Annotated in this window: 17 protein-coding genes, 1 pseudogene and 1 riboswitch; of the genes and pseudogenes, 13 read left to right on the top strand and 5 right to left on the bottom strand. The window is 71.2% G+C overall.

All coding sequences use genetic code 11. The features are described 5' to 3' along the window. Nucleotides 1-74 precede the first annotated feature (74 nt). A complete protein-coding gene (locus ABT118_RS27985) occupies nt 75-563 on the top strand; it encodes a GNAT family N-acetyltransferase (RefSeq protein WP_350674861.1) in 489 nt (162 codons plus the stop codon). A 12-nt stretch (nt 564-575) separates the two neighbouring features. On the opposite strand, the gene exaC is transcribed toward ABT118_RS27985, so the two are convergent. Beyond that, a complete protein-coding gene (gene exaC / locus ABT118_RS27980) occupies nt 576-2,099 on the bottom strand; it encodes an acetaldehyde dehydrogenase ExaC (RefSeq protein WP_350674859.1) in 1,524 nt (507 codons plus the stop codon). Nucleotides 2,100-2,268: 169 nt separating this feature from the next. Next, nucleotides 2,269-3,219: a terpene synthase family protein gene (locus ABT118_RS27975; protein ID WP_350674857.1), complete on the bottom strand. Its 951-nt coding sequence runs from the start codon at nt 3,217-3,219 to the stop codon at nt 2,269-2,271. Between the two features lie 281 nt (nt 3,220-3,500). On the opposite strand from ABT118_RS27975, the gene ABT118_RS27970 reads away from it, so the two are divergent. The 6 genes from ABT118_RS27970 to ABT118_RS27945 all read left to right on the top strand — a co-directional run bounded on the left by ABT118_RS27970 (nt 3,501) and on the right by ABT118_RS27945 (nt 11,624). Then, complete coding sequence (locus ABT118_RS27970) at nt 3,501-6,428, top strand: ATP-binding protein (RefSeq protein ID WP_350674856.1); 2,928 nt, start codon at nt 3,501-3,503, stop codon at nt 6,426-6,428. A 103-nt stretch (nt 6,429-6,531) separates the two neighbouring features. Continuing rightward, the gene (locus ABT118_RS27965) at nt 6,532-7,593 is read left to right on the top strand and encodes an aldose epimerase family protein (RefSeq protein WP_350674855.1); all 1,062 of its coding nucleotides are present in this window, start codon (nt 6,532-6,534) and stop codon (nt 7,591-7,593) included. A gap of 94 nt (nt 7,594-7,687) precedes the next feature. Continuing rightward, on the top strand, nt 7,688-8,302 hold the full coding sequence (locus ABT118_RS27960) for a helix-turn-helix transcriptional regulator (protein ID WP_350674853.1): 615 nt from the start codon (nt 7,688-7,690) through the stop codon (nt 8,300-8,302). Nucleotides 8,303-8,352: 50 nt separating this feature from the next. Then, nucleotides 8,353-9,468 carry a sugar ABC transporter substrate-binding protein gene (locus ABT118_RS27955; RefSeq protein WP_350674852.1) on the top strand — a complete coding sequence of 372 codons (1,116 nt, stop codon included), beginning with the start codon at nt 8,353-8,355 and terminating at the stop codon, nt 9,466-9,468. A gap of 42 nt (nt 9,469-9,510) precedes the next feature. Next, nucleotides 9,511-10,290 carry an ATP-binding cassette domain-containing protein gene (locus tag ABT118_RS27950; protein ID WP_350674851.1) on the top strand — a complete coding sequence of 260 codons (780 nt, stop codon included), beginning with the start codon at nt 9,511-9,513 and terminating at the stop codon, nt 10,288-10,290. Next, nucleotides 10,287-11,624 (top strand): sugar ABC transporter permease, encoded by a 1,338-nt coding sequence (locus ABT118_RS27945; RefSeq protein ID WP_502884700.1) that lies wholly within the window; start codon nt 10,287-10,289, stop codon nt 11,622-11,624. The genes ABT118_RS27950 and ABT118_RS27945 overlap by 4 nt, the downstream gene beginning before the upstream one ends. 66 nt (nt 11,625-11,690) lie before the next feature. On the opposite strand, the gene ABT118_RS27940 is transcribed toward ABT118_RS27945, so the two are convergent. Further along, nucleotides 11,691-12,842, bottom strand: a complete 1,152-nt coding sequence (locus tag ABT118_RS27940; protein ID WP_350674849.1) for a globin domain-containing protein — start codon at nt 12,840-12,842, stop codon at nt 11,691-11,693. Nucleotides 12,843-13,149: 307 nt separating this feature from the next. Between ABT118_RS27940 and ABT118_RS27935 the strand changes: the two genes are divergently transcribed. From ABT118_RS27935 to ABT118_RS27910, 6 genes and pseudogenes are all read left to right on the top strand, one after another. Continuing rightward, entirely contained in the window at nt 13,150-14,433 is a 1,284-nt protein-coding gene (locus ABT118_RS27935; protein ID WP_350674848.1) for an extracellular solute-binding protein, read from the top strand. A gap of 117 nt (nt 14,434-14,550) precedes the next feature. Next, a complete protein-coding gene (locus tag ABT118_RS27930; RefSeq protein WP_350674846.1) occupies nt 14,551-15,546 on the top strand; it encodes a carbohydrate ABC transporter permease in 996 nt (331 codons plus the stop codon). Then, nucleotides 15,543-16,445 (top strand): sugar ABC transporter permease, encoded by a 903-nt coding sequence (locus ABT118_RS27925; RefSeq protein WP_350674845.1) that lies wholly within the window; start codon nt 15,543-15,545, stop codon nt 16,443-16,445. Before ABT118_RS27930 ends, ABT118_RS27925 begins: the two co-directional genes overlap by 4 nt. Nucleotides 16,446-16,556: 111 nt before the next feature. Then, nucleotides 16,557-18,251 (top strand): glycoside hydrolase family 13 protein, encoded by a 1,695-nt coding sequence (locus tag ABT118_RS27920; RefSeq protein WP_350674843.1) that lies wholly within the window; start codon nt 16,557-16,559, stop codon nt 18,249-18,251. A gap of 25 nt (nt 18,252-18,276) precedes the next feature. Further along, nucleotides 18,277-19,299: a LacI family DNA-binding transcriptional regulator gene (locus ABT118_RS27915; RefSeq protein ID WP_350674842.1), complete on the top strand. Its 1,023-nt coding sequence runs from the start codon at nt 18,277-18,279 to the stop codon at nt 19,297-19,299. A gap of 165 nt (nt 19,300-19,464) precedes the next feature. After that, nucleotides 19,465-19,971, top strand: a pseudogene (locus tag ABT118_RS27910) (hypothetical protein); the annotation flags it as partial. Nucleotides 19,972-19,985: 14 nt separating this feature from the next. On the opposite strand, the gene ABT118_RS32785 reads toward ABT118_RS27910, so the two are convergent. Together ABT118_RS32785 and ABT118_RS27905 are read right to left on the bottom strand one after the other, a co-directional pair. Next, entirely contained in the window at nt 19,986-20,381 is a 396-nt protein-coding gene (locus tag ABT118_RS32785) for a hypothetical protein (protein ID WP_502884698.1), read from the bottom strand. 153 nt (nt 20,382-20,534) lie between these two features. After that, the gene (locus ABT118_RS27905; protein ID WP_350674839.1) at nt 20,535-21,734 is read right to left on the bottom strand and encodes a transglycosylase family protein; all 1,200 of its coding nucleotides are present in this window, start codon (nt 21,732-21,734) and stop codon (nt 20,535-20,537) included. After that, a riboswitch (cyclic di-AMP (ydaO/yuaA leader) is annotated at nt 21,719-21,884 on the bottom strand. It overlaps the preceding gene by 16 nt. Nucleotides 21,885-22,149: the final 265 nt, after the last annotated feature.

Genomic DNA, 22,149 nt, shown 5'->3' with positions numbered 1-22,149 from the left:
GGCGTGCCGCCGCCTGCCGCGGCCGGACCGAAAACCGGTGGGCACCCGGGGGCGGAGTGGTTAGCCTGCCCGGCATGAGCTGGCTTCCCGAAGACTTCGAGCACCCCGTCCACGAGCCGGTCCTGGACGGCTACCACCTGCGGCCGATCAGGGCCGACGACACCGAGATCGACTACCCGGCCGTGATGGGCTCGCGCGAGCGGCTCTGGTCCCTGTACGGCCTGCCCTGGAGCTGGCCCCCGGCCACCATGACGGTCGAGCAGGACCGCGTGGACCTGGCCCGGCACGAGCGCGAGGCCGAGGCCCACCAGTCCTTCAACTACGCCTTCCTGGACACGGCGGAGGGGGCGCTGTACGGCTGCGTCTACATCGACCCGCCGGAGCGGCCCGGCGCGGACGCCGACATCTCCTGGTGGGTGGTCGACAACCTGGTCGGCACCCCGGTGGGGGCCGCGCTGGACGCCTTCGTGCCGAAGTGGATCGCCTCCCGCTGGCCGTTCGCGCAGCCGCGCTACCCGGGCATCGACCTCAGCTGGGAGGAGTGGCTGGCGCTGCCCGAGTAGCCGGCCAAGGCTCTAGAAGAAGCCGAGGGCCTGCGGGGAGTAGCTGACCAGGAGGTTCTTGGTCTGCTGGTAGTGCTCCAGGAGCATCTTGTGGGTCTCCCGGCCGATGCCGGAGTTCTTGTAGCCGCCGAAGGCCGCGTGGGCGGGGTAGAGGTGGAAGCAGTTGGTCCAGACCCGGCCGGCCTGGATCTCCCGGCCGGCCCGGTAGGCGGTGGAGCCGTCGCGGCTCCAGACTCCGGCGCCGAGCCCGTAGGCGGTGTCGTTGGCGAGGGCCACCCCGTCGGCGAAGTCGTCGAAGCGGGTGACGGCGAGGACCGGGCCGAAGATCTCCTCCTGGAAGATCCGCATCCGGTTGTCGCCCTCGAAGACGGTCGGCGTGACGTAGAAGCCGCCCGCCAACTCGCCGCCCAGGTCGGCCCGCTCACCACCGGTCAGGAGTTTGGCGCCCTCGGCCTGGCCGATCTCCAGGTAGGAGAGGATCTTGGTGAGCTGCTCGGCGCTGGCCTGGGCGCCGACCTGGGTCTCGGTGTCGAGCGGGTCGCCCTGCCGCATGGCGCGGACCCGGTCCAGCCCGTCGCCCAGGAAGCGGTCGTAGATGCTCGACTGGATCAGGGCCCGGCTGGGGCAGGTGCAGACCTCGCCCTGGTTCAGCGCGAAGAGCGCGAATCCCTCCAGGGCCTTGTCGTAGAAGGCGTCCTGATCGGCCGCCACATCGGCGAAGAACAGGTTGGGGCTCTTGCCGCCGAGCTCCAGCGAGACCGGGATCAGGTTGGCGGAGGCGTACTGCATGATCAGGCGGCCGGTGGAGGTCTCGCCGGTGAAGGCGATCTTTCGGACCCGGCTGGACGAGGCGAGCGGCTTGCCCGCCTCCTCGCCGAAGCCGGTCACCACGTTGACCACCCCGGCCGGCAGCAGGTCGGCGACGAGTTCCATCAGCAGCAGCACCGAGACCGGCGTCTGCTCGGCGGGCTTGAGCACCACCGCGTTGCCGGCCGCGAGCGCGGGGGCCAGCTTCCAGACGGCCATCAGGAGCGGGAAGTTCCACGGGATGATCTGTCCGACCACGCCCAGCGGCTCGTGGAAGTGGTAGGCGACGGTGTCCTCGTCGAGCTGCGAGAGCCCGCCCTCCTGGGCGCGCAGCGCTCCGGCGAAGTAGCGCAGATGGTCGACCGCGAGCGGAAGGTCGGCGGCCAGCGTCTCGCGGACGGGCTTTCCGTTGTCCCAACTCTCGGCCACGGCAAGGGATTCGAGGTTGGCTTCGATCCGGTCGGCGATCCTGAGCAGGACCAGGGCCCGGTCGGCGGGGGAGGTGCGGCCCCAGGCGGGGGCGGCGGCGTGGGCGGCGTCGAGCGCCGCCTCGATGTCCTCGGCGGTCCCCCGGGCGACCTCGCAGAAGGTCCGGCCGGTGATCGGGGTGGGGTTGTCGAAGTACTGGCCGCGGAGCGGGGGTGCCCACTGCCCGCCGATCCAGTGCTGGTAGCGGGCGTGCAGGTCGACGATGCTGTCGGGGTGGCCGGGGGGCTGGTAGACCGTCATGGGCGGTGTCTCTCCTCGCTGCTGGAAGGAGCACCCCGGGCCGGAGGGTGGCGGCCCGTGGGTGGGAACCGACACGTGCGAGGGTCACCGCTCGGACACGCGGAGTAGTGACCCGTGCGGAACCCTAGCCCGGTGGCGGCCCGCCCGCCACGGTGCCTCCGCGCCGGGCTCAACCGGCCACGTAGCGACCGGTCCTGGCCTCCCAGCGGAGGTAGCCGGCGGTCCAGGCGGCCAACCCGTCGGCGTATCTGTGCGCCGAGTGGCGTTCCTCCGCCGTCAGACCCAGTAGGCTGTAGACCTCGGGGAGTTGGGTCATCAACTCGGCGAATCGGTCCACCATGAGCTGGGCTTCCGCCATCACCACGGAGGCGGCTTCGTCGGTGGGGCAGCCGCGTTCACGCTGGACGATCATCACCAGGTTGGCGACATCGCCCCGGGCGAGCTCCTGGGCGTGGGAGCGGACGTCGTTGGAGAGCGAGGGTATGTCGGCTGCCAGTTGGCGCAGTTGGCGGAGTATCGGATGGTGCAGGACGGCCTGCGGGACTTCGAACCGGCCGAGCCGTTCGACCATGTCGAAGATGGTCTCCATGGCGGCGGTGCCCCGACGGAGCATCAGGTAGCCTTCCCGGTCCGGCGGCCGGGTGGATATCCGGCCGGCGGCCTCGGCGGGATGGCAGGCGAAGTACCACTCCCAGTTGTAGGCGGCCCGGGCCCGCCAACGGGCGGACATCCCCTGCAGGCTGCGCCGCCAGAGGTCGGCGAAGGCGCGCTCGGCGGGGGTGCTGCCGAGCGGGCGGGTGCTGTGGATGATGGCGGTGAGGCGTTCGCAGATGGCCGCCACCCGTTCCGGCTGGCGTCCCAGTGCGTCGTCGAACTGGTCGTCGAACAGGAAGTAGAAGCCCATCAGGTCGGCGGCCAGGTCCAGGTCCTCGGGGGAGCTCTCCGGGTAGGTGAGTGCGGCGAGCTCGGGAACCTCCCATCGGGCATATGCCAAGTCGCCGGTGGAGGCGGCGAGTTCACGGTGCCGGTGGAGCCACTCCTGGTGGTGCTGGGCGGCGTGCGACTGGTGCGGGTTGCGGCGGTGCGGGAACGGAAGCTCAAGTGAGCTGTCGTCGGACATGGGACTCCAGGCGCTCGGTTCTGTGCGTGCTCTTGGCGCTCTCCACGGCTCTGTAGGAAGCCTTTGCGCCGTATACGTTCTGAAGATCGACGGCGCCCCGTTCGGGGCGAAGAGTATCTGATCTGATCATCAGACGTTAGGGGTACCAAGGGATTTGCCCCCGGCAACGGGACCGAACCCTGAACGGGCACTCCAGCCTGCGCGAACGCGCGCCACGGGGGCGGCCACGGTACTAGTCTCGCAACAGGTGCATGGGACGGGTGCGAAGCGGAGGCTGGGCAGTGGTCGATCAGCAGGGCGGGGCGAGGAACGGGCACCTGCACGAGCGGGACGAGGAGCTGCGCACCGCGGAACAGGCACTGGACCGGCTCTGCCAGGACTTCGACGCCGGTGGCACCGAGATCGGCGAACTGCTCGTCTACGCCTCGCCCGCCGGTGTCGGCAAGACCGCGGTGATGGACCACGTCCGGCGGCTGGCCAAGCTCAGGAAGAGCTGCACGGTGCTCTCCGGCCGAGGCGGCGAGCGGCAGATCAAGGAGCCGTTCCACGTCCTCAAGCAACTGCTGCTGCCGGTGCTCGGCGGCCTGAGCGAGGCCGAGCGCAGCGAGGTCTTCGGCGGTTGGTACGGCATCGTCGGCCCGGCGATCGGCCTGGTGCCGCCGTCCGGCGAGGTGGAGCAGCTCGACCCGCAGGGCGTCCGGGACGGCCTGGACTACGTGCTCACCCAACTGGCGCCGCGCCGTGCGCCGTTGGTGATGATGGTGGACGACCTGCACTGGGCCGACCAGGAGTCGCTGACCTGGCTGGCCTCGTTCGCGGTCCGGGCCAGGCACCTGCCGGTGCTGCTGGTCTTCGCCCACCGCAACGAGTTCGAGGAGGAGGGCCGGGGCCTCCAGCAGCAGATCGAGGGCCAGGCCACCCGCCGGCACGTGCTCCGCCCGCTGAACCCGGCCTCGGTCACCGACCTGGTCCGGGCCGAGCTCGGCGCCGAGGCGGAGGACCTGTTCTGCCGTCAGGTCTGGGCGGTCACCCGGGGCAACCCGTACGACGTGGCCGTGCTGCTGCGCGAGGTCCGGGAGCAGCAGCTGGAGCCGTTCGAGGAGAACGTCCAGCAGCTGCACGACCTGGCGGCCGCCGCCAAGGGCATGACGATGGACTACTGGCTGGAGAAGCTCGGCGCCCGGGTGATCCGGTTCGCCTGGGCCTGCGCGCTGCTGGGCACCGACATCAAGCAGAACCTGGCCGCCGCGATCTGTGCGCAGAGCCCGGCCGAGGCCGAGGAGTCGGTCCGTCAGCTGCGCCGCCACCACGTGCTCACCACCGGGCCGAACGGGCGGCTCGACTTCGTCCACCCGGTGATCGGCACCTCGATCTACCAGACCATGCCGCCCAGCACCCGGACCGGGATGCACGGCATCGCGGCGACCGCGATCGAGAACTCCGGCGGCTCGCTGCTGGACGCCTCCCGCCACCTGCTGGAGACCCACCCCGAGGGCGACGACCTGATGGTGGCCAAGCTCCGCCAGGCCGCCACCGAGCACCTGGCGATCGGCGCCCCGGAGGCCGCCCTGCGCTGTCTGCAGCGCGCCCTGTACGAGCCGCCGGACGAGGACGTCCGGGCCGAGGTGCTGTTCGAGGCGGGCAGCGCCGCGCTGCTCACCGACCCGCTGGCCACCGTGCACCAGCTCAAGCAGGCCCTCGCGCTGGAGCCGGGGCTCAGCCCGGAGAAGCGGGTGGACGCCACCTTCCGCCTCTCCGAGGTGCTGGCGCACTCCGGCGAACTGGTCGAGGCGGCCGAGGTCTGCCGGATCGAGGCCGAGCGGACGGCGCCCGGCTCCGACCGGCTGCGGCTGGAGGCGCTGCACTTCATGTGGATCGCCTGGCAGCGGGACGAGGCCGACGGTCCGGAGCGCTCCCGCCGGCTGGCCGCACTGGACAGCCGGATCAGCGGCCAGCACACCCCCGAGCGGGCCGTCTACACCCTGCGGGCCTGGGACCTGACGCTCCGTGGCGAGCCCGCGGGCCGGGCGCTCGGCTTCGTCGAGCAGGCCACCGACGCGGGGCGGCTCCCGGACGGCCTGGGCTGGCGGAACACCACCTGGGGCTTCGAGCTGCCCGCGATCATCGGCCTGACGTACACCTACACCGACCAGCTGAACAGCGCGGAGAAGCTGTTCGCCGAGGCGATCACCGAGTTCGAGGTGGCCGGCTGGAGCGGTGCGCACCGGGGCTTCTCCTACTTCCTGATGGGCCTGGTCCGGTTCCGGCGCGGGCTGCTCGCCGAGGCCGAGGACTTCCTCCGCCGCGGCCTGCGGCTCTCCGAGCGGATCGCGCCCGACCTGCCGCTCCAGTGGGACGTGGTCGGCGTGCTGTGCGACACCCTGCTGGCCCGCGGCCGGGTGCAGGAGGCGTGGGAGCTGGCGCAGAAGTACCGCTTCGCACCGCCGTACCACCCGACCGCGATGGTGCTGCCGGACGCGCCCACGCTCTACGGCAAGCTGCTGCTGGCCAAGGGCGACCGGGTCGGCGCGGTCGAGGTGTTCCGCTCGGTGGGCGCCCAGCTGACCAAGCGCGGCTGGTTCAACCCGGTCTGGGCACCCTGGGCCGGCCAGCTGGCGCTCGCGCTGCTGCCCGACCGGCCGGACGAGGCCCGGGAGATGGCGGGCCGGGCGGTGGAGTGGGCGGACAAGTTCGGCACCGCCTCGGCGCGCGGCACCGCGCTGCGGATCCAGGCGGCGGTCTCGGACGGACAGCTCGCGGTGGACCGGCTGGAGGAGTCGGTCAACCTGCTCACCCAGTCCCCGGTCAGCTACGAGCTCGCCTGCTCGCTGGTCGACCTGGGCAGCGCCCTGGCCAGGACGGGTCGGCTCACCGACGCGGCCGAGTACTTCTACCAGGGCATCGAGCTGGCGCAGAACTGCGGCGCCGACGGCCTGGTCGCCCAGGCCAGGCGCGAACTGGCCAGGTCCGGCCTGCGGCCGAACCGGCTGCGCACGCTCAGCAAGGAGTCGCTCAGCCAGCACGAGCGGATGGTGGCCGAGTTGGCCGCCCGGGGCGTGCCGCCGCAGCGGATCGCCGACCAGCTCAACGTCCAACTGAGCCTGGTGCACCGCAGGTTGGCCGCCGTCCACCGCAAGATCGGCACCGGCCCCGAGGGCCTGGCCGCAGCGCTCGGCCTGCCCCGGCAGGAGCAGGAGGACACCGACTGACCCGGACCCGGCCGGGTCCGTCCCCACTCCGCCCGCAGGGCCTAGGCTGGGCGGCGACAAGATCCACGGAGTCCGGCAGATCTCGACCCAGGAGGAGCGGTCCATGGCGGCGCAGCAGACCGAGGTACGGCGGCAGCCCTTCGACCCGTCCGGTGCCGGTGCGGCGATCGAGCGCTGGACGCTGCGCAGCGACCTGGTCGAGGCCACCGTGCTGACGCTGGGCGCCACCCTGCACGGGCTGACCGCCCCGGACCGCGCGGGCCGGCCGGCCCAGATCCTGCTCGGCACCGAGGACCTGACGGGCATTCTGGGCCCGGCCCGGCACTACGGCGCCACCGTCGGGCGGTACGCCAACCGGATCGCCGGCAGCCGGATCACCATCGACGGCGAGGACCACCCGCTCGCCCCGACCGGCAACGGTGTCACCCTGCACGGCGGCCCGGACGGCTTCGCGCACCGGATCTGGGCCGCCACCGAGGTCCCGGGCGGCGTCCGGCTGGAGCTGCACAGCCCGCACGGCGACCAGGGCTTCCCCGGTGCGCTCGACGTCAGCGTCGACTACCTGCTGGACGGCGCCACCCTGACCATCGCCTACCGGGCCGTCACCAGCAGCCCCACGGTGGTCAACCTGACCAACCACGCCTACTTCAACCTGGCCGGCGAGGGCAGCGGCGACGTGCTCGGCCACCTGCTCACGGTGGACGCCGACCAGTACACCCCGGTCGACGAGCGGCAGATCCCGCTCGGCCCGTACGAGGCGGTGGCGGGCACGCCGTTCGACTTCAGCACCGCCCGGCCGGTCGGCAAGGCGATCGGGGACGACCACCCGCAGCTGGTCGCGGCCGGCGGCTACGACCACAACTGGGTGCTGCGCGAGCGCAGCACCGACGGCACGCCGACCCGGGCCGCCTTCCTGGAGGACCCGGGCAGCGGCCGCACCCTGGAGCTGCTCACCACCGAGCCCGGGCTGCAGGTCTACACGGCCAACGGCTTCCACGGCGCGGTGCGCGGCCCGAGCGGGGTCCCGTACGGGAAGTACGCCGGGATCGCGCTGGAGACGCAGCACCACCCGGACTCGCCGCACCGGCCGGAGTACCCGACCACGGTGCTGCGGCCGGGCGAGGAGTTCCGCTCCTCGACCGTGCTCCGGCTGGGGACGGCCTGAGCGGTAGCGTCGGCTGGTCCCGTTATCGCCGTATATTGACCGCATGGACGGCGGTGGCACAGGCGGTGGCACAGGGGAGGCGGGAGCGGCGGGAGTGCACCGCGCGCTCGCCGTCCCGGCCCGCCGGGCGCTGCTGGCCGAGCTCAGCTCGGCCGCCGAGCCGCTGGAGGCCCAGCGATTGGCCGAGGCGCTCGGCCTGCACCCGACCACGATCCGGCACCACCTGACCGCCCTGGTGGAGGCCGGCCTGGTCACGGTCTCCCGGCAGCCGGCCACCGGCCGGGGCCGGCCCCGGCTGCGCTACGCCGCCGCGCCGGCCCGTGAACAGCTGGACGCCTACCGGGAGTTGGTCGAGGTGCTGGCGCTCGGCTACGGCCGGCTCGGCCCGGACCAGGCCGGCCGGGCCTGGGGTGCCGAGCTGCCCCCCGTGGCGGGCCCGCTGCTGGACCGGGTGCTGGCCGCCGCCGAGCGCTGGGGCTTCGAGCCCGAGGCCGGGGCGGCCGGCGAGGTCCTGCTGCGGCACTGCCCCTTCCGGCCCAGTGCCGAGCGCCATCCCGAGGTGATCTGCGCCGTCCACCAGGGCCTGCTGGAGGCGCTGGCGGGGGATCAGGAGACGGTCCTGCTGCACCCGTTCAGCGCACCCGGGACCTGCCGGATCAGCATCGGGGCCGACCACGTTCGGCGGCGGTCGGATCGCGGAGGGGCGTAGTTGTTTCCAGACTCGGACACGGGGGCCGTTCCTGTCCGAGAGGTAGTCAGTTGAACATCCGTCTCCGTCGCGTCGTCGTCGCGACCGCCGCGCTGTCCGTCGGGTTGGCCCTGGCCTCGTGCGGCAGCGCCAAACAGTCCACCGGGTCGAGTGCCTCGGGCAGCGCGGCCTCCGGCAGCGCGGCCGGGGTGCTCAAGATCGGCCTGCTGCTGCCCGAGACCAAGACCACCCGGTACGAGCAGTTCGACCGGCCGCTGATCGAGGCGAAGATCAAGGAGCTGGCCCCGGGCGCGCAGATCGACTACTACAACGCGAACGAGAACGCGACCACCCAGCAGACCCAGGTGGACACCGCGCTCACCAAGGGCGACACCGTCCTGATCCTGGACGCGGTGGACTCCAAGTCGATCCAGTCCTCGGTGCAGAAGGCGCACGACGCCGGTGTGAAGGTGGTCGCCTACGACCGGCTGGCCCAGGGGCCGGTGGACGCGTACGTGTCCTTCGACAACACCAAGGTCGGGCAGCTGCAGGGCGAGGCGCTGGTGAAGGCCGTCGGCGACAAGGCCGGCAGTGGCAAGATCATCATGATCAACGGCTCGCCGACCGACCCGAACGCGGGCCAGTTCAAGGCGGGCGCGCACAGCGCCATCGACGGGAAGCTGACCATCGGCAAGGAGTACGACACGCCGAACTGGGACCCGAACAACGCCAACCAGGAGGCCGCCGCCGCGATCACCGCGATCGGCGGGCCGAGCGTGGTCGGGGTCTACTCCGCCAACGACGGCATGGCGGCCGGCATCGCCACCGCACTCAAGGCGGCCGGCCTGAGCGTGCCGCTGACCGGGCAGGACGCCCAGCTGGACGCCGTGCAGCGGATCCTGGCGGGCACCCAGACCATGTCGATCTACAAGCCGTACAAGCCGGAGACCGACGCCGCCGCCACCATGGCGGTCGCCTTCGCCCAGGGCAAGACGCCCGACTCCAAGGTCACCCCGACCACCGCCACCAGCGGCAGCGGCCAGAACGTGCCGTCCAACCTGATCACCCCGGTGGTGCTGACCAAGGACAACATCAAGACCACCGTGGTCGCCGACGGCCTGTACACCGTGGCGCAGATCTGCACCCCCACGTACGCCGCCGCCTGCGACGCGGTCGGGCTGAAGTAGCAGCGGGGCATCGGAGCGAGCGGGCGAGGGAGTCGGTGTTCCATGACGGGTGAACCCGTACTGGCGTTGCGTGGGATCTCCAAGCGGTTCGGTGCCGTCCAGGCGCTCACCGACATCGAGCTGGAGGTGCATCCGGGCGAGGTGGTCGCCCTGGTCGGGGACAACGGCGCCGGGAAGTCGACCCTGGTGAAGTCGATCGCCGGGGTCAACCAGCCGGACGAGGGCGTGGTCGAGTGGCAGGGCCGGCCGGTGGCGATCCACCGCCCGCAGGAGGCCCAGCAGTTGGGCATCGCGACGGTCTACCAGGACCTGGCGCTGTGCGACAACCTCGACGTGGTCGGCAACCTCTTCCTCGGCCGGGAGCTGACCCGCTTCGGGGTGCTGGACGAGGTGGAGATGGAGAAGCGGTCGCGGGCCCTGCTCGACACCCTCTCGATCCGGATCCCGAGCGTGCGGATCCCGATCGCCTCGCTCTCCGGCGGCCAGCGGCAGACCGTCGCCATCGCCCGTTCGCTGATCGGGTCGCCCAAGGTGGTGATCCTGGACGAGCCCACCGCCGCCCTGGGCGTGGAGCAGACCGCCCAGGTGCTCGACCTGGTCGAGCGGCTCCGCGACCAGGGCCTGGGGGTGATCCTGATCAGTCACAACATGGCCGACGTGATGGCCGTGGCGGACCGGATCGCGGTGCTCCGGCTGGGCCGCAACAACGGCTTCTTCGACCGCAGGAGCACCTCGCAGGAAGAGATCATCTCGGCCATCACCGGCGCCACGGACAATGCCGTGACCCGCCGCAAGGCCCGTGGCCCGGAGGGCACGGAATGAGCGACAACGACAGCACGCCGGGCCCGGACGAGCCGCACGGGCGCCGCCCGCTCCCCGAGGACAGCATGCCGACCGGGGGCGTCAACGCCCCGGTGCCGGTGGCGGCCCAGGTCATCCCCGCCGTGGACCCGAGGCTGATCGTCCGTCAGGAGGGCATCAGGGGCTACGTCCGGGAGTTCCGGCGCAGGCTCGGCAGCGGCGAGCTGGGCTCACTGCCCGTGGTGCTCGCCCTGATCGTCATCTGGGCCGTGTTCGGCAGCCTGAACAGCAGCTTCCTGTCCGCGCAGAACCTCTCCAACCTCTCGCAGCAGATCGTCGGCACCGGGATGATCGCCATCGGCGTGGTCTTCGTGCTGCTGCTGGGCGAGATCGACCTGTCGGTCGGCTCGGTCAGCGGACTCTGCGCGGCGATCTTCGCGGTCATGAACGTCACCCACGGCGTGAACCAGTGGGTCGCGCTGCTGGCCGCGCTGGCCGGCGGCGCGCTGGTGGGCCTGGTGCACGGCTTCTTCTTCGCCAAGATCGGCGTCCCGGCGTTCGTGGTGACGCTGGCCGGCAACCTGGCCTGGAACGGCCTGATGCTGCAGATCCTCGGCCTCAGCGGCACGGTCAACCTCTCCGGCGACGACATCGTCTCCCGGCTCTACAGCACCATCTACGGCCAGACCATCGCCGCGTACGGCCTGGCCGCGGTCTGCGTGCTGTTCTTCCTGGGCGCGGCGCTGCTGGAGGCGAACCGGCGGCGGCGGGCGGGGGTGCCGTCCCGGCCGCCGAGCGACATCGCGCTGCGCACCGCGGTGCTGGCGGTGATCGCCTTCCTCGCGGCGTACACGCTGAACCAGTACAAGGGCCTGCCGCTGGCCTTCCTGATCTTCCTGATCTTCCTGGTGGTGCTGGACTTCGTGCTCCAGCGCACCACCTACGGACGGCAGATCTTCGCGCTGGGCGGCAACATCGAGGGCGCCCGCCGGGCCGGTATCAACATCTCCTGGATCCGGATCTCGGTCTTCATGATCGCCTCGACCATGGCGGCCGTCGGCGGCCTCTTCCTGGCCGCCCAGATCCAGTCGGCCAGTCAGACCTCGGGCGGCGGCAACCTGCTGATGAACTCGATCGCGGCCGCCGTCATCGGCGGCACCAGCCTCTTCGGCGGGCGCGGCAAGACCTGGTCGGCCCTGCTCGGTGCGCTGGTGATCGCCTCGATCCAGTCCGGGATGAACATCCAGGGCCTGAGCAACGCGATCCAGTTCATGGTGACCGGCGCGGTCCTGCTGGCCGCGGTCGTGATCGACTCGCTGTCGCGGCGCACCCAGAAGGCGGCGGGCCGCGCCTGACGCACTGTCCGTTCCCGTACCGTCCGTTCCCGCCCGGCCGTGGAGTCCACGGCCGGGCGGCGGCGTTCAGCGGCCGGCCAGCCAGAGGTCAGGGCCGAAGACCTCGTAGTGGATGGCGGTGGCGGGGACGCCGCGGTCGAGCAGCTGGGCCCGGGCGGCGCGCATGAAGGGGAGCGGGCCGCAGAGGTAGGCCCGGACGTCCGCCGGCAGCTCCAGGCCGGTGAGGTCGACCAGGCCCTCGCCGTCCTCGTACCAGCGGTGCAGGGTGGCCCCCGGGAGCTGCCCGGTGAGCGCGGCCAGCTCCTCGCCGTGGGCGTGGTCGGCGGCCGAGCGGTCCCCGTGCACGGCCAGCACCCGGCGGTCCGAGCCGGTCCGCACCAGGTGGTCCAGCATGCCGATCATCGGCGTGCAGCCGATCCCGGCCGAGGCGAGCAGCAGCGGGCCCGCGGCCTCGTCCAGGGTGAGGTCGCCGAACGGGTGCGAGACCTGGACGGTGCCGCCCTCGGCCAGCTCGGCGTGCAGCCAGGAGGAGACCTCGCCGTCGCGCTTCACGGTGATCCGCCACTCGTCCCGGCCGGGGGCGGCGGAGAGGCTGTACTGCCGGATCTGCCGGGCCCCGTCGGGGAGGTGGACGGCGACGCTGACGTACTGGCCCGGGCGGAAGGACCCCACCGGCGCGCCGTCGGTGCGGCGCAGGGTGAAGGAGACCGCGTCCGGGGACTGCTGCTGCCGCCCGGTGACGGTCATCGACGCCCAGACGTCGCCCGGCTCCAGCCCGGCCTCCTGGTACAACTTGGCTTCCAGCGCGATGAGTTCATTGGCCATCAGCCAGTAGAGCTCGTCCCAGGCGGAGGCCACCTCCGGGGTGACCGCGGCGCCGAGCACCTCGACGATCGCTGCGAACAGGTGGGTGTGCACCACCTGGTACTGGGCCTCGGTGACGCCGAGCGAGGCGTGCTTGTTCGCGATCCGGGCCAGCATCGCGCCGGGGCGGACGTCCGGGTGCTCGACCAGCATGGTGGCGTACGCGGCGATCGACCCGGCCAGCGCCTGCGGCTGGTCGCCGGCGGCCTGGTTGCCCCGGTTGAACAGGTCGCGCTCCAGCTCGGGGTGGGCGGCGAAGAGCTTGGCGTAGAACAGCGGGGTGATCTCCCCGATGGCCCCGCCGACGGCGGGCAGGGTGGCGCGGACGGTCTCGGTCGACTGCGGGGAGAGCACAGGTTCCTCCTGGGGCGCTGACGGCTGCGCTCTCAATATAAAAGGATGGCCATCCGTTAAAAAGAGGCCGAAGGTCCCGCGCCGGAGCCTTGTCGGCCGACTACCTTGCGGCAACGTCCAGGACACGCGGACGTAACGATCCCCGATTCTTGCTGAAACTTGCTGCAAGACCTTTCGAGGGCGCTTGCATCGCTGTTACGTTCCTCCCCAAGCCCGGCGGCCGCAAGGCGCAGTCGGCACGGGACAGCCATTATGCGCGGTCCTCCCTCCACCTCGGGCACCCCCCACCTTTTCCCTAGGAGTTCTCATGCGGCGTGGCATCGCGGCCTCTGCCCTCGTTGCGGCCCTCGCGGTCACCATGGCAGCCTGTGGCAGCAGCGGCTCCGGATCCGATGACAAGGCTGCAGACGGCCCCGTCACCATCACCTACTGGGACACCTCGAACGCCACCAACGAGGCGCCCAACTACGAGGCCTTGGTCAAGAAGTTCGAGGCCGCCAACCCGAACATCAAGGTCAAGTTCGAGAACGTCCCGTTCGACCAGGCGCAGAACAAGCTGCAGACCGCGATGGGCGCCACCGGCGCTCCGGACGCGTTCCGCTCCGAGGTGGGCTGGACCTCCGCGTTCGCCAAGGCCGGCTACCTGGAGCCGCTGGACGGCACCCCGGCGCTGACCGACAAGGCGGCCTTCCAGCCCAGCCTGATCGAGCAGGCGACCTACGAGGGCAAGGTCTACGGCGCCCCGATCGTCACCGACACGCTGGGCCTGCTCTACAACAAGGAGCTGTTCACCAAGGCGGGCATCACCAAGGCCCCCGCCAGCTGGGACGAGCTGAAGACCGCCGCCGCCCAGATCAAGGAGAAGGCCGGGGTGGACGGCTTCTTCATGCGCGCCGCCGACGGCTACTACGCCATGCCGTTCCTGTACGGCGAGGGCACCAACATGGTGGACGCCAAGGGCAAGAAGATCACCATCGCCTCGCCCGAGGCCGCCAAGGCCGTCGAGACCTACAAGTCGATGTTCACCGCGCCGGGCACCGCCAAGGCCGACGTGACCACCGACAGCTACGCGCACATGATGGACGCCTTCAACACCGGCAAGGTCGCGGCGATCATCCAGGGCCCGTGGGAGATCACCAACATCTACAAGGGCTCCGCGTTCGCCGACAAGAACAACCTCGGCATCGCCCCCGTCCCGGCCGGCTCCACCGGCAAGGCCGGCGCCCCCACCGGCGGCCACAACGTCTCGGTCTACGCCGGTGCGGACAAGGCCCACAAGGCCGCCGCCGAGAAGCTGGCCGGGTTCCTCACCTCCGCCGAGAGCCAGACCTTCCTCGCGCTGAAGAACTCCACCCTGCCGACCCGCACCGACGCGTACACCGCCGAGGTCAAGGCCAACCCGGGCATCGCCGGCTACCAGGCGATCCTGACCGCCGCCCAGCCGCGCCCCGAACTGCCGGAGTACAGCTCGCTGTTCGGCTCGATCGGGACCAACCTCGGCAAGATCGTCCAGGGCCAGAGCAGCACCCAGGCCGGCCTGGACGCCACCGCCGTGGACTACCTGAAGCTGCTCCCCGGCTTCGGCAAGTAATCCGTCCGCCCGGGCCGCCCACCTGACGGAGGCGGCCCGGGCGGCTCTCCGGTCGTCCCGAACCACCGCAGTCACCGTTGCGAGCCGCGGCGGACCTCCCCGAAAAGGTGTCAACTCATGGCAGTCGCCGTGCAAGGCGCTCCCACCAAGGGCAGCCAGGAACCGCGTCCTGGACTGGTGGCGCGCGTCAAGCTCTCGTACAGCAAGTACTGGTACGCCTACGCGATGGTCGCGCCGGTCGTGGTCGTGCTGGGGGTGCTGGTCGGCTACCCGCTGGTCAACGGTTTCTACCTGACCCTGACCGATGCCAACAGCCTCAACTCGGCCCGCACCATCGGCGTCAAGGAGATCCCGGCCACCTTCCAGTTCATCGGTCTGGACAACTACGCCGACATCCTCTGGGGTCCGGGCTCCTACGACCGGTTCTGGTCGCACTTCGTCTGGACCATCGCGTGGACGGTCATCTGCGTCACCGTCACCTACGCGACCGGTCTGGCGCTGGCCCTGCTGATGAACCAGCACCTGCGCGGCCGCAGCTTCTACCGGCTGCTGCTGATCCTGCCCTGGGCGGTGCCGACCTTCGTCACCATCTTCTCCTGGCGGCTGATGCTGGCCGACGGCGGCGTGATCAACGGGGTGCTCGGCTCGCTCGGACTGCCCGAACCCGCCTGGCTCTCCGACCCGTTGGCGCAGAAGAGCGCGGCGATCATCGTCAACACCTGGGTCGGCGTGCCGTTCATGATGGTCTCGCTGCTCGGCGGGCTGCAGTCGATCCCGGGCGAGCTGTACGAGGCGGCCGAGATGGACGGTGCCACCGCCTGGCAGCGGTTCCGCCACATCACCCTGCCGGGCCTGCGCACCGTCTCCTCCACCGTGGTGCTGCTCGGCGTGATCTGGACCTTCAACCAGTTCGCCGTCATCTTCCTGCTGTTCGGCAACGGCGCACCCGACGCGCAGATCCTGGTCACCTGGGCCTACCGGCTGGGCTTCGGCCAACAGCCGCGCGACTACGCCCAGTCGGCCACCTACGGTGTGCTGCTGCTCTCCATCCTGATCGTCTTCACCAGCTTCTACCGTCGCTGGCTGGCCCGGAACGAAGAGGCTTCCCGATGACCGCCACCATCGAAGAGACCGTCCCCGTCGCTGCTGCCGCCGCACCCCGCCCGGTCAAGGTCCGCCGCCGCGGCGAGAGCAGCCCGCTGGTCCGCGCGCTCTCGCACGGCGCCCTGGTGGTCGCCAGCCTGGTCGCGCTCTTCCCGGTGCTGTACATCGCCTTCATCTCGCTCGGCCCGGACAAGATGGACTACCTGCACCCCGGGCAGATCTTCGACAAGGCGACCTTCTCGAACTACTCCAAGGTGCTGTTCGAGACCGACTTCGCCAGTTGGTTCCTCAACTCGGTGATCGTGGCCGGCGGCACCACCGTCTTCGGCGTCCTGGTCGCCGCCACCACCGGCTACGCGGTCTCCCGGATGCGCTTCGCCGGGCACCGCCAGCTGATGTGGACCCTGCTGGTCACCCAGATGTTCCCGATCGCGGTGCTGATCGTGCCGATGTACACGATCCTCTCCTCGCTCAAGCTGCTGGACGGCTACACCGGTCTGATCATGGTCTACTCGGCCACCACCGTGCCGTACTGCGCCTGGCTGCTCAAGGGCTACTTCGACACCATCCCGGTGGAGATCGACGAGGCCGGCCGGGTGGACGGGCTCAGCCCGTTCGGCACCTTCTGGCGCCTGATCATCCCGCTGGCCAGGCCCGGCCTGGCCGTCGCGGCCTTCTACTCCTTCCTCACCGCCTGGGCCGAGGTGGCCTTCGCCTCCACCTTCCTGCTCAGCTCCAGCAAGTACACCCTGGCGGTCGGCCTGCAGACCTTCGTCAGCCAGTACGAGAGCCAGTGGAACCTGATGGCGGCCACCTCGGTGCTGATCGCACTGCCCGCAGCTCTGGTCTTCTACCTGGTACAGCGTCACCTCGTGACCGGACTGACCGCCGGTGCGGCCAAGTCCTGACGGTCTGACGTACCGTCAACTCAGCTCCAGCCCCCGCCTGTTGCCGCGTCCCGGGCTGCCCGCACCACGGGCGCTCCGGTACGACACCTAGTCCCCAAGGGATGACTGTCCATGACCCAGAACCTGGCCGACACCTCCCGGCCCGCCGCCGAGCCCATCGCTGCGAACGGTGCTGCCTCCAGAGGCTGGTGGCGGGACGCGGTCATCTACCAGGTGTACCCGCGCAGCTTCGCCGACTCGAACGGGGACGGCATGGGTGACCTGCCGGGCGTGCGGAGCCGGCTGCCGTACCTGAAGGCGCTGGGGGTGGACGCGGTCTGGCTGTCGCCGTTCTACGCCTCGCCGCAGGCGGACGCCGGGTACGACGTGGCGGACTACCGGGCGGTGGACCCGATGTTCGGCAACCTGCTCGATGCCGACGGCCTGATCCGGGACGCGCACGGGCTGGGCCTGCGGATCATCGTGGACCTGGTGCCGAACCACTCCTCGGACCAGCACGAGTGGTTCCAGCGGGCGCTGCGCGAGGGCCCGTCCTCGCCGCTGCGCGAGCGCTACCACTTCAAGCCGGGCAAGGGCGAGAAGGGCGAACTGCCGCCGAACGACTGGGAGTCCATCTTCGGCGGACCGGCCTGGACCCGGACCACCGACCCGGATGGCACGGCCGGGGACTGGTACCTGCACCTGTTCGCCCCCGAGCAGCCCGACTTCAACTGGGAGAACCGGGCGGTCGCGGACGAGTTCCGCTCGATCCTGCGGTTCTGGCTCGACATGGGCGTGGACGGCTTCCGGATCGATGTCGCGCACGGCATGGTCAAGGCCCCCGGCCTGCCCGACCTCGGCGGCTCCGACCAGCTCAAGCTGCTCGGCAACGACGTGATGCCGTTCTTCGACCAGGACGGCGTGCACGCGATCTACCGCGAGTGGCGCAAGATCCTGGACGAGTACCCGGGCCAGCGGATCGGCGTCGCCGAGGCCTGGACCCCGACCGTGCAGCGCACCGCCAACTACGTCCGCCCGGACGAGCTGCACCAGGCCTTCAACTTCCAGTACCTGGGCACTTCCTGGGACGCCGCCGAGCTGCGCGAGGTGATCGACACCTCGCTGGACGCGATGCGGCCGGTGGACGCCCCGGCCACCTGGGTGCTCTCCAACCACGACGTCACCCGGCACGCCACCCGGTTCGCCAACCCGCCCGGCCTGGGCACCCAGATCCGCACCCCCGGCGACCGCGAGCTCGGCCTGCGCCGCGCCCGCGCCGCCTCCCTGCTGATGCTCGCCCTGCCCGGCTCGGCCTACGTCTACCAGGGCGAGGAGCTCGGCCTCCCCGACGTCACCGACCTGCCCGACGAGGTCCGCCAGGACCCGTCCTTCTTCCGCCAGGCCGGCCAGGACGGCTTCCGGGACGGCTGCCGGGTCCCGATCCCGTGGTCCGGCACCGAGGCCCCGTACGGCTTCGGGCCGGTGCCCGGCGGCCCCAGCTGGCTGCCCCAGCCCGCCGAGTGGGCCGGGCTCAGCGTCGAGGCCCAGACCGGCGACCCGACCTCCACCCTGGAGCTCTACCGCAGCGCCCTGACCATCCGTCGGGAGCACGCCGCCCTCGGCGCCGGCACCGGGGTGGAGTGGCTGGACAGCCCCGCCGACGTGCTGGCCTTCCGGCGCGGCTCCTTCGTCTGCACGGTGAACCTCGGCGCGGAGCCGGTCCGGATCGCGGCCCCGGGCCGTATCCTGCTGTCCTCCACCGAGGCCGTCGCGGTGGACGGTGAAGCGGTTCTTCCGACGGACAGCACCATCTGGTGGGCGGTCTGACGTGGTTGCAATAGGCTCTGGGATCGTGACTACGGCGCGACTTTCGGACATCGCGGCGCAGGCGGGGGTCAGTGAAGCGACCGTCAGCCGCGTCCTCAACGGCAAGGCAGGGGTCTCCGCGACCACCAGGCAGACAGTGCTGGCCGCCCTGGACGTGCTCGGGTACGAGCGCCCCACCAGGCTGCGCCAGCGCAGTGCCGGTCTGATCGGGCTGATCACCCCGGAGCTCAGCAACCCGATCTTCCCGGCGCTGGCCCAGGTGATCGAGCAGGTGCTGAGCCGGCACGGCTTCACGCCGGTGCTCTGCACCCAGACGCCGGGCGGCTCCACCGAGGACGAACTGGTGGAGATGCTGGTCGAGCGGGGGGTGGCCGGCATCGTCTTCGTCTCCGGCCTGCACGCCGACTCGACCGCCGATCACGACCGGTACGCCAAGCTGACCGGCCGTCAGGTGCCGTTCGTGCTGATCAACGGCTACAGCGAGAAGATCGCCGCACCGTTCATCTCGCCGGACGACCGGGCCGCCATGTGGATGGCCGTCCAGCACCTGGTCGAGCTCGGCCACGAGCGGATCGGCCTGGCCGTCGGCCAGCGCCGGTACGTGCCGGTGCTGCGCAAGATCGAGGGCTTCACGGCGGCGATAGGGGAACTGCTCGGGGTGAACGGGGCGGAGGCCGAAGGGCTGGTCCACCACACCCTGTTCAGCGTCGAGGGCGGCCACGCGGCGGCGAACGCACTGCTCGACAAGGGCTGCACCGCGATCGTCTGCGGCAGCGACATGATGGCGCTCGGCGCGATCCGCGCGGTCCGCCAGCGCGGGCTCGCGGTGCCGCAGGACGTCTCGGTGGTCGGCTTCGACGACTCCCCGCTGATCGCCTTCACCGAGCCGCCGCTCACCACCATCCGCCAGCCGGTCGAGGCGATGGCCACCGCCGCCGTCGACGCCCTGCTGGAGGAGGTCGGCGGCAACCCGGGACAGCGCGCGGAGTTCATGTTCCAGCCCGAGCTGGTGATGCGCGGCTCCACCGGGGCCGGCCCGAAGAGCTGACCGTCCGTCGAGTGGGGCACGGGGATCGTCCCCGTGCCCCACTCGCGCGTTCCGGCTCCCCCCGCCGGGGGAGGGGGTCCGCCCCGGGGACGAGGCGGCCGGGTCGGGCCCGGCGGGAGGATCGGTCCGTGCCCGCGAACCGGGCCGGAACCGAGGAGCTGTCAGATGTCCGTCCCCGCACCCCGCTGGGCCGTGGTCGCCGCCCACGCCGTCCCCCTGGTCACCCTGCCGTCCGGCCTCTGGCGGCTCGGTCTGGTGACCGGCTTCCCCGACTGGTACGGCGACCGGACCTGGGTGCTGCAGGCGGCGCCGTTCGTGCTGCTGCTCAGCCTGGTCTCGGAGGCGCTCGCGCTGCTCACCCTCGGCCTGGTCCGGCCCTGGGGCGAGGTGGTGCCCGGGTGGGTGCCGCTGCTCGGCGGGAGACGGGTGCCGGTCCTGGCGGCGGTCGTCCCGGCGGGGGTGGGGGCGGTCCTGGTCATGGTGGTCATCGGCGGCGCGACCGTCAACCAACTGCTGCAGCCGGCCGGGCCGGTGAGCGACCAGGGCGAGTCGATGCCGCACAGCGGCCCCGGGTTCTGGCTGCTGCTGGCCTGCTACCTGCCGCTGCTCGCCTGGGGCCCGCTGCTGGCGGCGGTCACCGTCGCGTACCACCGGCGCCGGCGCGGGGCGGGCCGGGCGGCCGTGGCTCAGTCGTCGGACGGGTCCGCGGGGAGGTCTGCGGGAAGGGTCGCGGGAAGGTCCGTGGACGGGTCGGCGGCCGGCGCCCCGGCCCGGCCGAGGGCGGCTTCGAGCTCGGCCACCCGCGCGTTCAGGCGCTGGACGTCCTGGACGGCGTCCAGGTAGTCGGCCTTGTGGCGCTTGGCGATATCGCTGAGGGTGTCGACCCGGTCGGCGAAGGCGTCCCGCTCGGTGGCGAGCGGCTGGACGGCGGTGTGGAAGACGGCTTCGGCGATCCAGTCCGCCCAGGCGTTGATGTGCTGGGTGCCGGTGGCGCCGCTCAGGTCGGCGTTCTGCAGACCCTGCAGCATGGCGGGCCGGATGGTCTCGGCGATGCGCTGGGCCCCGGTGGGCTGCTCGGTCATGGCTGGTCCTCGCGGTCGGCTGTCGGCAGGGAACTCCGGGACATGACCAACGGAACGAAGGCGCACATCGCCCGCCCAGGATATCGCCGCAGCGCACTGCCCCCGGAGCCGACCAGGTCTCCGGGGGCAGTGCGCTTACGGGCCGGGGGTGCGTCAGACGCGACCGGCGAAGTCCGGCGCCCAGTTGGCGATGGACTCGGTCTTCACACCGGCGCGCGGGTTGGCGGCCTCGACGTACTTGCCGTCGCCGATGTAGATCGCGACGTGGTAGACGCCGGAGTTGCTGCCGTTGTTCGACCAGAAGAGCAGGTCGCCGGTCTGGAGGTTGTCCAGCGAGACCCGGGTGGCGGCGTCCGCCTGGTCGTTGGCGACCCGCGGCAGCGAGATGCCGGCCTGGCGGAAGGCGGCCTGGGTCAGACCCGAGCAGTCCCAACCGCCGTTGCTGCTGCCGCCGTAGACGTAGGCCTGGCCGAGCTTGGACATCGCGAAGTTGATCGCGGCGGCCTTGCTGCCGGTGGCCGCCACCGTGGTGGCGGTGGTCGAGCCGGAGGCGGCCTTGGTGCTCTTGCCGCCGGTCTTGGCGGAGGAGCCGGTGGACGAGCCGGTGGAGGGCGAAGCCGGCGCCGGGGCGATCGGCTTCGGCGCGGGGGTGACGACGGTGGTGGTGCCGCCGAGGGCCAGCTGCTGGCCCGGGTAGATCATGTCCGGGCCCTCGGTCAGGATCGACCGGTTGAGCTCGTAGATCTTCTCCCAGCCGCCCTCGACGTTCTGGCTCTGGGCGATGGTGGACAGCCAGTCACCCGGCGCCACGGTGTAGCTCTTGGCCGCCGTGGTCGTGGTGGTCTGCTGCTCGGCCGCCTTCGGCGCCGGGGCGGCGGCCTTCGGGGTCTCGGCCTTGGGGGTGGTCGCCTTGGGGGTGGCGGCCTTCGCGGAGCTGTCCGAGGAGGTGTCGACCTGGGCGGCGCCGCCGCCCTTGGTCAGACCGGCCTTGACGGAGCAGACCGGCCAGGCGCCGGGGCCCTGGGAGGCGAGCACCTTCTCGGCTATCGAGATCTGCTGGCCCTTGGTGGCCTGGTTGGCCTGGGCGGCGTACTGGGTGCCACCGAACTCGGCCCAGGTGCTGGAGGTGAACTGGAGGCCGCCGTAGAAGCCGTTGCCGGTGTTGATGCTCCAGTCGCCGGTGGACTCGCACTGGGCGACCTTGTCCCAGGTGGAGACGGTGGCGGCGGAGGCGGAACCGGCCGCGAGGCCCGGGACCGAGAGGCCGATGCCGACCACGCCGGTCGCGGCGATCAGACGGCGGGTGCGCTTGGAGGCGCTGCTGGACAGCATGAAGATGCGTTCCTCTCCCACGCCTGCGAGGTGAGCTGTCGGATTCGGGCTGGAGTTGCCCGGCCGTGCTTGAGCACGGCTTCACCCCTAGCCGAAAATCGGTCAAATCGGACCAATCCCCGGCGACTTACCTGTGGTTCCCCCGCCCCTGCCATGGTGCGTACTGAGCTGCCTGTTCATCCGGTGGCAGGACTCGGCGTTCCGGATGGACGGGGTCCGTGTGGCCACGAACAGGGGAGCACATTAGGCAGGCTTAAGTTGAAACCGCAAACCTCTGTGATGTGGATCATGGTTTGTTCAGGGAACCTTCATGGACCGGAGGAGTGAATTCCAATGGTTGATTTCGATCGAATCTGATCAAAAGCCTTGCCGTTCAAGGGACTTGCCTATGCTTCAGGCGAGGCGGCCGCAGGCGCCGCCCGGGCGGAGAGGTGCG

It is taken from the genome of Kitasatospora sp. NPDC002040 (genome assembly GCF_040296785.1).
Classification (GTDB): Bacteria; Actinomycetota; Actinomycetes; order Streptomycetales; family Streptomycetaceae; genus Kitasatospora.
Note: the sequence above shows the minus strand (reverse complement) of the source record. Positions and strands in the feature narration are given on the sequence as shown.

Coding starts and splice junctions, on each gene's coding strand:
- ABT118_RS27985 (WP_350674861.1), top strand. CDS start 75: ATGAGCTGGCTTCCCGAAGACTTCGAGCACCCCGTCCACGAGCCGGTC.
- exaC (WP_350674859.1), bottom strand. CDS start 2,099: ATGACGGTCTACCAGCCCCCCGGCCACCCCGACAGCATCGTCGACCTG.
- ABT118_RS27975 (WP_350674857.1), bottom strand. CDS start 3,219: ATGTCCGACGACAGCTCACTTGAGCTTCCGTTCCCGCACCGCCGCAAC.
- ABT118_RS27965 (WP_350674855.1), top strand. CDS start 6,532: ATGGCGGCGCAGCAGACCGAGGTACGGCGGCAGCCCTTCGACCCGTCC.
- ABT118_RS27950 (WP_350674851.1), top strand. CDS start 9,511: ATGACGGGTGAACCCGTACTGGCGTTGCGTGGGATCTCCAAGCGGTTC.
- ABT118_RS27945 (WP_502884700.1), top strand. CDS start 10,287: ATGAGCGACAACGACAGCACGCCGGGCCCGGACGAGCCGCACGGGCGC.
- ABT118_RS27935 (WP_350674848.1), top strand. CDS start 13,150: ATGCGGCGTGGCATCGCGGCCTCTGCCCTCGTTGCGGCCCTCGCGGTC.
- ABT118_RS27930 (WP_350674846.1), top strand. CDS start 14,551: ATGGCAGTCGCCGTGCAAGGCGCTCCCACCAAGGGCAGCCAGGAACCG.
- ABT118_RS27925 (WP_350674845.1), top strand. CDS start 15,543: ATGACCGCCACCATCGAAGAGACCGTCCCCGTCGCTGCTGCCGCCGCA.
- ABT118_RS27920 (WP_350674843.1), top strand. CDS start 16,557: ATGACCCAGAACCTGGCCGACACCTCCCGGCCCGCCGCCGAGCCCATC.
- ABT118_RS32785 (WP_502884698.1), bottom strand. CDS start 20,381: ATGACCGAGCAGCCCACCGGGGCCCAGCGCATCGCCGAGACCATCCGG.